This window comes from Pedobacter vanadiisoli (assembly GCF_042684385.1).
Taxonomy (GTDB): Bacteria; Bacteroidota; Bacteroidia; order Sphingobacteriales; family Sphingobacteriaceae; genus Pedobacter; species Pedobacter vanadiisoli.
The window spans coordinates 213333-226808 of record NZ_JBHULL010000005.1 but is presented as its reverse complement, the minus strand read 5'-3'; the positions used below and the strand labels follow the sequence as shown (position 1 = coordinate 226808).

13 protein-coding genes are annotated in these 13476 nt (G+C 37.0%); 5 read left to right on the top strand and 8 right to left on the bottom strand.

All coding sequences use genetic code 11. The annotated features are described in order from the left end of the window. The first annotated feature begins 23 nt into the window (after window positions 1-23). The 3 genes from ACFSR6_RS04890 (at window position 24) to ACFSR6_RS04880 (ending at window position 2792) form a co-directional block, all read left to right on the top strand. Entirely contained in the window at window positions 24-887 is an 864-nt protein-coding gene (locus tag ACFSR6_RS04890; protein ID WP_379076151.1) for an N-acetylmuramoyl-L-alanine amidase family protein, read from the top strand. Window positions 888-899: 12 nt separating this feature from the next. Continuing rightward, the gene (locus ACFSR6_RS04885) at window positions 900-1676 is read left to right on the top strand and encodes an N-acetylmuramoyl-L-alanine amidase family protein (RefSeq protein WP_379075721.1); all 777 of its coding nucleotides are present in this window, start codon (window positions 900-902) and stop codon (window positions 1674-1676) included. Between the two features lie 162 nt (window positions 1677-1838). Then, entirely contained in the window at window positions 1839-2792 is a 954-nt protein-coding gene (locus ACFSR6_RS04880) for an MlaD family protein (protein WP_379075718.1), read from the top strand. Window positions 2793-3123: 331 nt separating this feature from the next. On the opposite strand, the gene ACFSR6_RS04875 is transcribed toward ACFSR6_RS04880, so the two are convergent. The 5 genes from ACFSR6_RS04875 to ACFSR6_RS04855 form a co-directional block, all read right to left on the bottom strand. Next, complete coding sequence (locus ACFSR6_RS04875; protein ID WP_379075716.1) at window positions 3124-4029, bottom strand: ribonuclease Z; 906 nt, start codon at window positions 4027-4029, stop codon at window positions 3124-3126. Between the two features lie 71 nt (window positions 4030-4100). After that, window positions 4101-4478 (bottom strand): STAS domain-containing protein, encoded by a 378-nt coding sequence (locus ACFSR6_RS04870; protein WP_379075713.1) that lies wholly within the window; start codon window positions 4476-4478, stop codon window positions 4101-4103. A gap of 44 nt (window positions 4479-4522) precedes the next feature. Next, a complete protein-coding gene (locus ACFSR6_RS04865; RefSeq protein ID WP_379075710.1) occupies window positions 4523-5467 on the bottom strand; it encodes a phosphoribosylaminoimidazolesuccinocarboxamide synthase in 945 nt (314 codons plus the stop codon). 121 nt (window positions 5468-5588) lie between these two features. After that, a complete protein-coding gene (locus ACFSR6_RS04860) occupies window positions 5589-5867 on the bottom strand; it encodes a hypothetical protein (protein WP_379075707.1) in 279 nt (92 codons plus the stop codon). A 72-nt stretch (window positions 5868-5939) separates the two neighbouring features. Then, entirely contained in the window at window positions 5940-6899 is a 960-nt protein-coding gene (locus ACFSR6_RS04855; RefSeq protein WP_379075704.1) for a PhoH family protein, read from the bottom strand. Between the two features lie 103 nt (window positions 6900-7002). On the opposite strand from ACFSR6_RS04855, the gene ACFSR6_RS04850 reads away from it, so the two are divergent. Both ACFSR6_RS04850 and ACFSR6_RS04845 read left to right on the top strand, forming a co-directional pair. After that, window positions 7003-7782: an SAM hydrolase/SAM-dependent halogenase family protein gene (locus ACFSR6_RS04850; RefSeq protein ID WP_379075702.1), complete on the top strand. Its 780-nt coding sequence runs from the start codon at window positions 7003-7005 to the stop codon at window positions 7780-7782. Window positions 7783-7925: 143 nt separating this feature from the next. Next, the gene (locus tag ACFSR6_RS04845; RefSeq protein ID WP_379075699.1) at window positions 7926-8453 is read left to right on the top strand and encodes a hypothetical protein; all 528 of its coding nucleotides are present in this window, start codon (window positions 7926-7928) and stop codon (window positions 8451-8453) included. A gap of 289 nt (window positions 8454-8742) precedes the next feature. On the opposite strand, the gene ACFSR6_RS04840 is transcribed toward ACFSR6_RS04845, so the two are convergent. From ACFSR6_RS04840 to ACFSR6_RS04830, 3 genes are all read right to left on the bottom strand, one after another. Next, the gene (locus ACFSR6_RS04840; RefSeq protein ID WP_379075696.1) at window positions 8743-9693 is read right to left on the bottom strand and encodes a D-2-hydroxyacid dehydrogenase; all 951 of its coding nucleotides are present in this window, start codon (window positions 9691-9693) and stop codon (window positions 8743-8745) included. A gap of 67 nt (window positions 9694-9760) precedes the next feature. Further along, window positions 9761-10834: a 3-phosphoserine/phosphohydroxythreonine transaminase gene (gene serC / locus ACFSR6_RS04835; RefSeq protein ID WP_379075693.1), complete on the bottom strand. Its 1074-nt coding sequence runs from the start codon at window positions 10832-10834 to the stop codon at window positions 9761-9763. Window positions 10835-11058: 224 nt separating this feature from the next. Beyond that, the gene (locus ACFSR6_RS04830) at window positions 11059-13449 is read right to left on the bottom strand and encodes a TonB-dependent receptor (protein WP_379075691.1); all 2391 of its coding nucleotides are present in this window, start codon (window positions 13447-13449) and stop codon (window positions 11059-11061) included. Between the last annotated feature and the right edge of the window lie 27 nt (window positions 13450-13476).

Below are 13476 nucleotides of genomic sequence, written 5' to 3'. Positions count from 1 at the left end.
AATTAGTGAAAAATATACCATTGATGTATCTTAAATCTATTTTAACAATTATTATTTATTTAGTGTTATCAAATGCAGTTGATAATCAGTTGTTTGCGCAAGAATATAAAATTAAAACAATCGTGATTGATGCCGGTCACGGTGGTAAGGACGGTGCTACACATGGCCTGTATTCCAAGGAAAAAGATGTGGCGCTTAAAACAGCATTGAACCTTGGCCGTGCGCTCCAGGATAGTTTGAAAGATATCAGGGTTATTTATACCCGCGAGTCGGATGTATTTATCCCTTTATATGAGCGTATTAATATTGCAAATAACGCAAAGGCCGATTTATTTATTTCCATTCACTTAAATGATATGCCTGTTAGGGTATCGAGAGTTGTTGATTATTACAAAAAAGTAAGAGGCAGGAAAGTACCGGTTTACAGAACGGTTACTTCCAAAAGCACTTCAACACGAGGAACAGAAACCTTTGTATCCGGAACCGGTCGTTTAGGCGAACAGGATGAAGTAATTAAGAGGGAGAATGCCTCTATGTTTTTGGAAGACAATTACCAGAAAAATTATGAAGGATTTATTGCTAACACACCTGAAAGCGACATTATGTTATCTTTAATGAAACAAACCAATAGAGATAGGAGTTTAAAGTTTGCTTCAATGCTTCAACAGGAATATGTTAATGCCGGCCGTATCAACAGGGGTGTGCAAGAGAAAAGCCTCGCGGTATTGGCCCGTGCAGCTATGCCCGCGGTGTTAACTGAAATAGGTTTTGTGAGCAATCCGGAGGAAGAAGATTACATGAACTCTGCTGAAGGACAAAATGAAATCGTAAGGGGAATCATTAAAGCAATTAAAAATTATAAACGAATAGCTGAAACATCATTTTAATATCCTTCATGAATGAAGATTAAACTTCTGATTACCATACTTTTACTTTCGTTACTGGTTACTGAAAAAGTGCCAGCTCAGGGTTATAGGATCAAAACAATTGTGATTGATCCGGGACATGGGGGGAGAAAACCGGGAGCTTCTGGTAGTTTTTCAAAGGAAAAAGATGTTTCGTTGAAGATCGCATTAAAATTAGGTGCATTGCTGAAGGAGGAAATGCCCAATATTAAAATAATTTTCACGCGCAAAACAGATATAGATGTTGATTTGTACAGACGTGCTGAAATAGCAAACGAAGCCAATGCAGATCTTTTTATATCAGTACACTGTAATTCAATGCCTCCAGGCAATAAGCATATTAAAGGAGTAGAAACATTGGTTGCAGGTTCGCATCGTTTAAAAGAACAGGATGCAGCTATAAGGGAGAATGCGGATATTAAATTGGAAAAGAATTACAAAAGCAAGTACGATGGGTATGATCCGGCCGATCCAAGTAGCTTTATTCTTTTGTCGCTTTTAAAAAATACCTTCAGAGATAAAAGTATTAAATTTGCCAAATTAATACAGAACAGTTATATCAGCAGAGATAAGCGCTTGAGCCGTGGAGTTAAAGAACAGGGAGTTTTGGTATTGCAGCGCTGTGGCATGCCTGCCGTTTTAACAGAGGTTGGTTTTATCTCGAATACGGAGGAGGAAAAATACATTAATTCGCAAAATGGACAAAACGAGATCGCTGATTCTATTTTAGAAGCAATAAAAACATACAAAAAAAATATTGAGGTTAAATAAGTGGCATTATAAATGATAGTTATTTTAACTTTACAAAAAATATAAACAGGGACCAGACAAACAATTGCGTATACTTTGTGTATATATAGAGTTTAACCTAAAAAAATTGCGCTCCAGCAGATTCTAAAAAAATTAATCTGCAGCCACTAAATAAAAACACTTATGAAGATTAAGAACGAGACCAAAGTAGGTATTTTAGCTGCATTTGCGATAGCTTTACTAATTATTGGATATAATTTTTTAAAGGGTAATTCCATTTTCTCAAGCGAAACAACATTATTTGCAAGATATACAAGGGTTGATGGTTTGACGGTTTCTAAACCGGTACTAATTAACGGTTACCAGATTGGCCGGGTAGCAAAACTGCAATTGGAACCAGGCGGCACTATTTTGGCTACTTTGAGCATCAACAGCAAATATGAAATTCCTGAAAATAGTATTGCCCGTTTAGAGGGTACGGATTTATTGGGAAGTAAAGCAATTGTGATGTCATTAGGTAACTCCAAAAAAATGGCTGAGGATGGTTACACCCTAAATGCCAACGTAGAAAAAGGATTAATGGAGCAGGTTCAGCCGGTACAGAAAAAAGCTGAATTGATTATTGGCAAAATGGATTCGATTTTGAGCAGTGTTAATTCCATATTGAACCCTAACTTCCAAAAAAATGTAGATAAAAGTTTTAACAGCATTGCAGGTACATTGGCTTCGTTAGAAACTACTTCTAAAAAGGTTGATGGCCTGGTAGGATCAGAAAGTAAACGTATTCAGGCAATTCTTAAGAATGTTGAAGGTATTACTGCTAATTTAAATAACAATAACCAAAAAATTACCGATATCTTGGCCAATATCAACACGGTTACTGATAAGTTTGCTGCTGCTAATTTTAAACAGACCTTAGATAACGCAAACAATGCCATTGCCGATTTACAAAGTGTAATTTCGGGTATTAAGAATGGAAAAGGTAGTTTAGGCTTATTGCTGAACGATGATAAAATGTATCAGAATTTAAATAACGCTTCCAAAAATCTGGATGAGTTAATGATCGATTTAAAGGCAAATCCTAAACGTTATGTACACTTCTCTGTATTCGGAGGCGGAAACAAAAAAGATAAGTAATTAATTTTAATCAAGTTGAAAGCCTTACATTTTTAAATGGTAAGGCTTTTTTTATGGTTTTTTAATTTATGTACCTGCTTTTTTGCCACACATGCACAGACAGCACGGAAGATTGAATATTAATATTTTATTCTTTAGTCATCCTGAATGCCATGATGGTCTTAAACTATCGAAAAATGTAAGTTAGATAGAATTAATTTAGCGACGATTTGCGTTATCAGCGGGAAAATCTCTGATTAGATCCCGCAGATTGTATTAACAACTATTTTGCCGCCAACCCTGTAACTCTTCGTGTATGCCTTAGTATACTCTGTGGTAAAAAATAATATCTCTAAAGCTGAAAGGTTCTCCCTTCTACTGCCAGTTCTGTATTTTCAAAAACAGACTGCGCTTCTTCCAAAAGCATCTGTAAAGTTTTATAACGTGAAGAAAAATGCCCGATTAATAATTTCTTTGCCCCGGTAATTTTAGCCACCTCTCCTGCTTGTAAAGCTGTGGTATGGTGTGTTTCAACCGCGCGGTCTAAAAGGTCATGCATAAAGGTGGCTTCGTGGTATAGCGTATCGCAATCTTTTATGACAGGAAAGTACTTCTCATCAAATAAAGTATCAGAACAATAAGCATAACAGCGTGGAGGATCGGCTTCCGTGGTATAATCATTACTACGCAAAATATCACCGTTAGGAAGTTCTACATCAATTCCTTTTTTTAATGCAGTATAGTAAGCCATAGGTACTTGGTCTGCTTTTTCCTTGATGAGTTTGCGCTGCCTTTTCTTTTGTTGAAAAATGAACCCCGTAGTTGGAATACGATGATTTAAAATTATGGTTTTTACGATCAGATCGCTATTTTCAAAAATCTGCTTCGGTTCATCTGCCTCAATTGGAAAAAATGAGATGGGGTAGCGTAAAACGGTGTCGGAGTATTTAAACTGGATCTCGAGGATTTCTAACAGAGGCTTGGGACCGAATATCTGTATAGGTTTTACCCTTCCGTTTAAATGCAAGCTTGAAAGTAGTCCTATCAATCCAAAATAATGATCGCCGTGTAAATGGCTGATGAAAATATAATCTATCCGCGCCGCCTTCAAGTTAAATTTGGCCAATTGTTGCTGTGTACCTTCGCCACAATCAATTAGATAACATTTTTCGTTACAATTTAAAAGCTGTGCCGATGGATTCCGGTTAAAAACAGGAGTGGCTGAACTGCTTCCTAAAATGGTAACTTCAAACTTCATAATGATGAGATATAAAAAGCCCCGTAGATTTTTAAAAACTACGAGGCCATAGTATTATTGGATAATATAGATTATTTAGCGCCTCTGAATTCTTTTTCCAGTTCATCCATAAAGATGAAATCGGTTGCCTCTTCTATTGTATTAACAAACGTTACAGATTGGAATATGTTTGATAATTCTATAATTGTAGCCAGTTCATCGCTGATTCCGGTTACGATAAACAATCCACCGGCTGCTTTGCAAAGCCTGTCGCCAACCAATAAACTGCTCAAATCTTGCGCATCATTACATTCGGTAACATGGCTAAGATCAACTATAATATTTTTAAAACCTTCTGCATTAAGTAAATACAGCTCAGATTTTAAACCAGGTGCATTATCGTTGGTAAACTTGGTTTCTTCTAAACTCAGGCTTACATATTTATCGTGTTTATCTACTGAAAATTTCATCTCTCTAATCTTTATTGCACTAATGTATAAATTTCTTCCGGATTTTATAAAGTTTCTAGAGCCTTTAATACATTGCTTTCGATACGGCTCGAAATCTCATCAGCATCGGCTTTTATAAACTTCTCTCCTACAATATGCTCGTAAAGTTCGATATAACGCTCAGAAATAGAGTCTACAATTTCGGGTGTCATTTTTGGGACTACTTGTCCGTCTTTGCCCTGAAATCCGTTTTCGATTAGCCATTTACGTACAAATTCTTTAGATAGCTGTTTCTGTGGTTCATTGTTGTTTTGACGAGCTTCATAACCTTCGGCATAAAAATACCGCGACGAATCTGGAGTATGAATTTCATCAATCAGGTAAATTACGCCATCGGCCTTACCGAATTCATATTTTGTATCTACCAGGATTAATCCGCTTTTGGATGCAATCTCTGTTCCGCGCTGATACAGTGCATAGGTATATTCTTCCAATTTTTCGTAATCAGCAACAGAAACAATGCCTTTGGCTAAAATATCTTCTTTTGAGATATCCTCGTCATGCCCTACCGAAGCTTTTGTTGTTGGTGTAATAATGGGATGTGGCAGCTTATCATTTTCTTTCAAACCTTCAGGCAATGCAACGCCACAAACAGAGCGTCTTCCTGCGCTGTATTCTCTCCACGCATGTCCGGCTAAATACCCCCTGATAACCATTTCTACTTTAAAAGGCTCGCAGATTCGCCCGATTGTTACCATTGGATCCGGAACAGCTAAAACCCAGTTCGGAACAATATCTTCTGTAGCAGACAAAAATTTAGCTGCAATCTGATTCAAAACCTGCCCTTTAAAAGGAATAGCCTCTGGCAATACAACATCAAAGGCAGAAATACGGTCAGATACTACCATCACCATCAATTGATCGGCAATTGTGTATACATCACGTACTTTTCCTTTGTAAAAATTACTTTGATTCGGGAAATTGAAATGGGTTTCTTTTAGTGCTTTCATGAGGACGTAAAAATAGGAAAAAAGTCGGAAAGCCCGAAAGTCTTTAACCCCAAGACCGGAATATGAGGCACAAACATAAAATACGATAAAGAATCCCGCAGTGCATAAACTGCGGGATTCTTTATTTCAGATTACTTAATGCTTGCTTAAATTTTTCTACTGTAGTGCTACCCACGTGTTTATTTTTAACCTGAATCTTGATTTGGTTATCCGATTTAACGAGCTGAAGTCGTCCTTTAAAAGCATGGGCCTCATCAATATCAATAAATGTCAACAAATTTTTAAGCTTTTCTTTCCTGCAAACCCACTCCTCGTTGCTTTTTGAAACAATTAACCGAATAGTATGCGGCAATTTCTCAAAAGAAAGGCTAAGATCATTCTCAAAAAAAATACTTTCCATATGTTTTAACCATTAAATGAAAAAAGATTTATTCCTTGCCTAATAACTGCAAACTTGAGGCTTTTAACCTTGCTACTGAATATCTCCGTAGGCTTTCAGGATATCTTTTACCAGCTTGTGCCTCACCACGTCTTCTCCGCTTAAATAAATAATATCTATTCCTTTAATATCTTCTAAGATCCTTAAGGCGTTAAATAATCCCGACATTTGTTTTTTAGGCAAATCTACCTGTGTAACATCACCTGTAACAATAAATTTAGCAGTTGGCCCCATACGCGTCAAAAACATTTTGAGCTGCATATCAGTGGCATTTTGGGCCTCATCTAAAATCACAAAGCAATTATCTAAAGTACGGCCACGCATAAATGCCAGCGGGGCAATTTCAATGGTGCGGTTTTCGATATAGAATTTCAATTTCTCTGCCGGGATCATATCGTCCAGCGCGTCGTAAAGCGGGCGTAAATACGGATCGATCTTTTCTTTTAAATCACCAGGCAGGAAACCAAGATTTTCGCCTGCTTCAACCGCCGGACGTGTTAAAATGATCCGTTTAATCTCTTTATTTTTTAAAGCCCTAACTGCTAAAGCCACTGCTGTATAGGTTTTACCTGTTCCGGCAGGACCGATGGCAAAAAGGATGTCATTTTTAGCAATACTGCTTACCATTTTACGCTGATTTGCGGTTCTTGCTTTTACCAGTAAGCCGTTAGTGCCAAAAACAATCACTTCTCCACCACCTCCGGTTGGTTGTTCTGCATCTTTTTTTGCAACACCTGTTGCCTTTGCACCGAGTATTGTTTCTACATCATTATTGCTCAACGAACTATATTTTTCAAGGTGTGCAATCAGTTGGTTAAACTTTTCTTCGAAAGCCTTAAGTTCTTGTTCATCACCAAGAACCTTAACATCACTGCCTCTCGCTACCAGTTTTAACTTTGCGAAAGCACCTTTAATCATTTCGTAATTCTCGTTGTTAGGCCCCCAAAAGTGAGCAGGATTTACGGTATCCAGGGTTAATTTTAATTCGTTCAAACTGTAGTATTTTAAAAAGTTATCGGGGTATATTAATTAAAATTTGAATATTTGCAGACGCTTAGGTCTGTACACAAGAATAAGCAATAATAATGAATTTTTAATGGCGATAATTACTTTAACAACAGATTTAGGTTCAAAAGATTTTTACCAGAGCGCACTAAAAGGTAGCCTGTTGAGTCTTATGCCTGGTGTTAATTTAATCGACATTACCCATGAAGTTCCTTCGTTCAATATCTCTTATGCGGCTTTTGTTTTAAAAAATGCTTATCCGTATTTTCCAAAAAATACCGTACACTTAATTGGAATCGATTCTGTATATAGTGAAAACACCAAATACATCGCCGTAAAGCACCGCGATCATTATTTTGTAGGTGCAGACAATGGTATTTTCTCACTTTTGTTTGATGATGTTCCTGAGGATGTGGTAGAACTGAACATTATGCAGGATCTAAAATATCTTCATTTCCCACTCGTTGATATTTTTGTTAAAGCAGCTACACACCTGGCCAAAGGAGGCAAACTGAAAGAGATTGGTTTACCTGTAGCGGAGATTGAACAGAAGATGCTTTTGCACCCTGTAATTGAGCGGGATGTGATCCGTGGAAGTGTCGTGTATATCGATACCTTTTGCAATGTGATTACCAATATCACCAAGGATCTTTTTACCAAAATTCAAAAAAACCGCGATTTTACCTTACACTTTAGGAAAAGTGAAATCATTACCCAGCTGAGCTGGCATTATAACGAGGTACCGGAAGGTGAAAAACTATGCTTGTTCGGTATCAGCAATCACCTCGAAATCGCCATTAATAAAGGTAAGGCAAGTGGCTTACTCGGATTGCACTTAGGCGATATTGTGCGGGTTGAGTTTCATTCTTAGAAAGGTAAAGATAAAAGACCAAGCTGAGAAAAGATTTCCACTTTAGCCAGGATGAAGAATATTTTTGGCGCTTTGCATTACCAATGAATCAACGACGACTGAACCAGTAAAACAACTTTCACTCTTTTCACGTTTATATACACATGAAAAAATATTCTTATCTGCTCTTGGGTATCTTATTAAGTTTTCAGGGCTTTGCTCAACAGGATACTGCTGCGTATGCAGCACAACGTCTAAAAATAAACGGCCTACTTTCCGAAAGAAGTACAAGGTTTGGACAATATGAGGAAAGTTTAAACCAGCGAACCGGAATATTTGGATGGCAAACCAAACGTGACATTAAAAATTCCAATGAAATTTTGCGTCAGGTTGTATTAACGGATAACAATATTTTTAAAGAGTTGAAAATCCTGATGGATTATAAAGATCTGCAGAACCAGCAGAAAGTTGCCATTTCAGAAAATTCCCAGGTAAGGATTGAAGCTTATATGGGCACTATTAAAAGACTCCAGGATCAAAATGCACAGCTTAAGGAAGATTTAGATAAAAGGAATAAAGGAAATTTATCAAACTACATCATTGTATTTCTGATTTTGGTGATGGCTGGTGGATTTTACTTCTTTTATAAAAAACTACAGCGATATAAAAGGTATGAAAAAAGCACTGTTTAAAATCTTGGCGAAGATAAATAAACTGATTTTGCCAAGTTTGTATAAAAAGGACCCAAATAAGCTAACTACTTTTCAGAAAGCGATATTGGGTTATCGGTATTGGGTATTAATGAAAGCGTTGGATTAAAGATGTAAAGACCAATCGATTGATTGGTCTTTACAAAATCCGTCAAGCTGAATTTATTTTAAAAAGTAGAAAGTGTGTTATCAATTATCTTATAACTACTTTGCAGTCAGCGCCTATCTTGAGTGAAAAACCCTGAAACAAGTTCAGTTGACGAAAAGAATATTATTTCTTAAAATGCTCAATAATCAATGTTGCCAGTTCTGTACCAATACGTTCCTGTGCTTCATTTGTTGAGGCACCGATATGCGGTGTTAAAGAGATTTTTGGATGGGTTAAAATCTCTGCCAGTGGCGTAGGTTCATTGTCAAAAACATCTAAACCTGCAAAAGAAACCTTGCCTGAGTTTAAGGCTTCAATTAAAGCCAGCTCATCAATTGTTCCTCCGCGTGAGCAGTTTACAATACCCACACCATTTTTCATTTTTGCAAATTCTTCTGCGCCTAAAATTGGCTTATCAGCAAATGGGGTATGTAAGCTAAAGAAATCACTACCGGTAATCACTTCATCTAATGAAACCGTTTTAACTGGAATACTTACTGATTTTCCTCCCTGAAATTCTAAAGTAATTTCAGACTCAGATGGATATAAATCATAAGCCAAAACATTCATTCCCAAGCCTAAAGCCACTTTAGCTGTTGCCCGGCCAATACGCCCGAAACCTATAATACCAATGGTCTTGCCACTTAATTCGGTTCCTTTGGCATAAGATTTTTTTAGGTTATTGAATTGCGTAGCACCTTCAACAGGCATTTTACGGTTAGCATCCTGTAAGAACCTGATACCGGTGAATAAGTGCGAAAACACAAGTTCGGCCACTGATAATGAAGATGCAGCCGGTGTATTTACCACTGCAACGCCTTTACTACGTGCATATTCAACATCGATATTATCCATACCTACCCCACCTCTGCCAATTAATTTGATATTTGGAACGGCATCAATTAATTCTTTTCTCACTTTTGTTGCACTACGAACGGTAATGGCGTCATAGTTTTTTAAGGCTTCGGCTAGCTGATCTTGTGGAATGGTTTCGGTATCAACCTGAAAACCTGCTTTTTCTAACAATTCTTTTCCGATCGGATCAATCCCATCGTTTGCTAATATCTTAATCATGGTATATATTTCACTTAGTGGATTAATAACACGGATTAACGTGAATCAATCACCTATTAAATTTAAATTAGTTTGCTTTTGCTTGTTGTTCTTCAAATGATTGCATGGCGTCTATCAAGGCATGAACACTTGTAATTGGCAGTGCATTATACATCGAAGCGCGGAAACCACCTACACTTCTATGGCCTTTAATGCCTACAATGCCTTGCCCTTCAGCGTATTTCAAAAATGGTTTTTCCAGCTCAGGGTTTTCCATTACGAAACAAACATTCATTCTGGAGCGGTCTTCAACTGCACATGTTCCTTTAAATAAGGAATTGCGGTCAATTTCTCTGTAAAGTGCTTCAGCTTTTTGTTTGTTTTCTTTTTCAATTTCGGCAACGCCACCTTTCGATTTTAACCAGCGAAGATTTAATAAAGCCACATAAATAGAGAAAACCGGCGGTGTATTGTACATTGAACCATTATCGATATGCGATTGATAATTCAACATAGAAGGGATTTTACGGTCTATTTTAACTAAAATCTCATTCTTAACAATAGCAATGGTTAAACCGGCAGGACCTACATTTTTTTGAGCTCCGGCATAGATTAAATCGAATTTAGAAACATCGATAACGCGGCTCATAATATCAGAAGACATATCGCAAACAACAGGAATGTTCGTTTCAGGTACTTCGAAAAGCTCGGTTCCGTAAATGGTATTGTTTGAAGTATAGTGGAAATAAGCACTATCTGCAGGGATTTCATAATCTTTTGGAATGAAGGTATAATTTGCATCCTTAGATGATGCAACTACATTCACGTTACCGATAAATTTAGCTTCTTTTAATGCTTTGCTTGCCCAAACACCAGTATCTAAATAACTTGCTGTTTGTCCATCGCCTAATAAGTTCATCGGCACCATGGCAAACTGTAAACTTGCACCGCCCTGTAAAAATAAAACGGAATAACCCGACGGCACATTTAATAATTCCTTTACCAACTTATCAGCCTCGGCAACAACTGCCTCAAATTCGGTTGTTCTGTGCGAAATTTCTAAAATTGATAATCCATCGTTAAAATCTAAAACAGCCTGAGCTGCTTGTTTAAACACTTCTTGAGGTAAAATACAAGGGCCTGCGCCAAAATTATGCTTCATCTTATTATATAATGTTTTATGGGCGTAAATGTAAAATTTTTAAAGCAGTTATGCCCATAAAATCGTTACTTAAAAAATTAAATTTTGTTAAAAAAAGACCATAAATCGATCAATTTATTGCTGTTTTCGCAAAAGAATTCATTAATCAGAAAGGCCAAAAGATAAAGATTGTTTTGTCAAGCCTATCAGGTTTTTAAAACCTGATAGGTTTAGTAGCTTACAGCTTATTTTTTCAGTTTCACAATCAACTTTAAATTAAATTGCCTGCCGGTTAAATAATTTGGAATGGCATATTGTACGTTATCTACATCTTTTAGCCAAAGGTAGGAAACCGTATTATTAATATTCAGCATATTGAAAACCTCAAAGAACAGGATAACTGAGCTGAAATTTTTATCCAGAAATTTAGGTTTGTGCAAGGCTGCATCGTCGAGCAGATCTTTTGAAAAACCAATATCTACCCGTTTATATGAGGGTATAAAAAACTTATCTAAATAACGGGGTGTTTGTGATGGGCCGATCGGCAACCTTGAACCATAAAGTGCATTTAAGTGTACTTTATAAGTTGGGCTGTTGAGCAGTTTATCTTGAAAGAATATAGAAAAATTTAAGCGTTGATCAGTTGGCCGTTTTAAAAATCCCGGGTAAAAGGTCGTTCCGTTTTCGACATAACTATCGCCGATAATATCTTCATTGGCATGCATTACCGACATCCTGAAATAAGAAACCAGGTCCTTTACAAATTCGCCGCCTATACTGAAATCGGCACCATAGGCGTAACCCCGTGATACTTCGTTTGCGAGGTATTTAATCCTAAGGTTATCAATTTTATAGGGAATCAACCGGTCAGAATATTTAAAATAGGCTTCTGAAGTAAATTTTAGTCGTGTTCCAAAAGCATCAAAGGCATATTCGTAACCCAAGGAGGTATTGTAAGAACTCTGTGCTTTTTGGTCAATATATAATTTTCCTGAAAAGTCCCTTATGGTACGGTAAGAAGGCGGTTGTTTGTAAACCCCTGCCGTAAATCTTAAAATTTTATTATTTGAATTTGGACGGTATGCGAGCAGTAACCTTGGGCTCACCAACAACTGCCTGCTTAATGAATTATAGGTAGCCCTTGCCCCCAACTGTAATTCGGCATAATCGGAAAGCGAATAACTGTCCTGGATATAGGCACTGTAATTTTTGATATCGATGTTGTTTTTTACATTGATTACATTCTGTAAAACGATGTTCTTTGAGTTGTTGGGCAGAATGAAACCAGCAGAATCGGTATAATTATATTCATTTAACTGATCGTTGTATTTAGATTTATCGAATTTTAAACCCCATGAAAAAACATGACTGTTAAAATTCTGATCAACCTTTATTTCTGATGCAAAAACCTGTGTGTTCAGGCTGTTTCTTCCATAATTATAGTAGCTTCCAATGCCCCTGTTTTTAGTTACCGGTCCAAAATTTTCCCCTTGAAAAGCATTATCTACCTCGGCAAAAGTGTAACTTCCCTTAATATCAAAGCGCTCTCTTTCTATGGTATTGAAATAGCTGTTTATAAACTTGATTACCAGATTAGGTCGTGGAGAATAAGTAGCGGTTATGGCATTTCCTAGGCTTTGGTAATCATCAATTTCCTGCCCCGTATAATCAACATTTAGCCTTAAAGTGGTGTTTAATGTTCCAAACTGTGTTTCCCTGTTGGTTGGCACCAGTTTAAACTGGCCAAGGTTAAAACTTCCGAGATAACTGATATTGAATTTTTGAGAGAAATCGTATTGATACAACAGTTGTGCATCGGCAAAATTAGGATTATAGCTTCCCTTTTCATCCTGTTTGATTAATACGCTCGAATTGTTCTTATATCTTAAACCTGCCAATAAAAAACTGTTTTTAAATAACTTTTTTGTGGTTAACGAAGTGTTTAAAAGACTGGTACTAAGGGTGGTCTGACTACTATCGGGTTTATCATATTTAATATCCAGCACAGAAGAAAGCTTATCGCCATACCTGGCTTCAAAACCACCTGCAGAAAACTTTGCCTTACTCACCAGGTCCGAGTTGATAAAGCTTAACCCCTCCTGCTGTCCATTACGGATCAATACGGGCCGGTTAATTTCTACATCATTAATATAAATCAGATTTTCGTCGAAATTACCTCCGCGAACGCTATACTGGGCACTTAACTCATTATTGGTAGATACTCCCGGAAGGGTTTTGAGCATGGTTTCAAAATTTCCAGAAACCAACGGCATGGAAGGTACATCGGCAATATTGATGGTAGTAGTATTGCTTAACTGATTTTGTTTGTTGGTGATGTTCACCTGCTCTAATTCGTTGGTGTTGGCAATTAAATTTACTTGTTTGACGATTCTTGCGCCAGAGCGTTCGTTAAATTTGATTGTTTGAGGCAGATAGCCCAGGAGTGAATATTTAATACTAAAAGTTTTTGTTTTGGAATAAATGGTGTAAACCCCGAATTCATCCGTAACTGTTGTTTGTGCCTGACCTAAAACAATAACCGTAACCTGCGATAGTGGCTGTTTCTCATCGCTGTAAACTATTCCGGAAACCCTAACCAATGGCTGTGCCACAGCAAAACTGTAACTAGCAATCAAAAAGAGAAGGATTAGCCGAAATTTGAG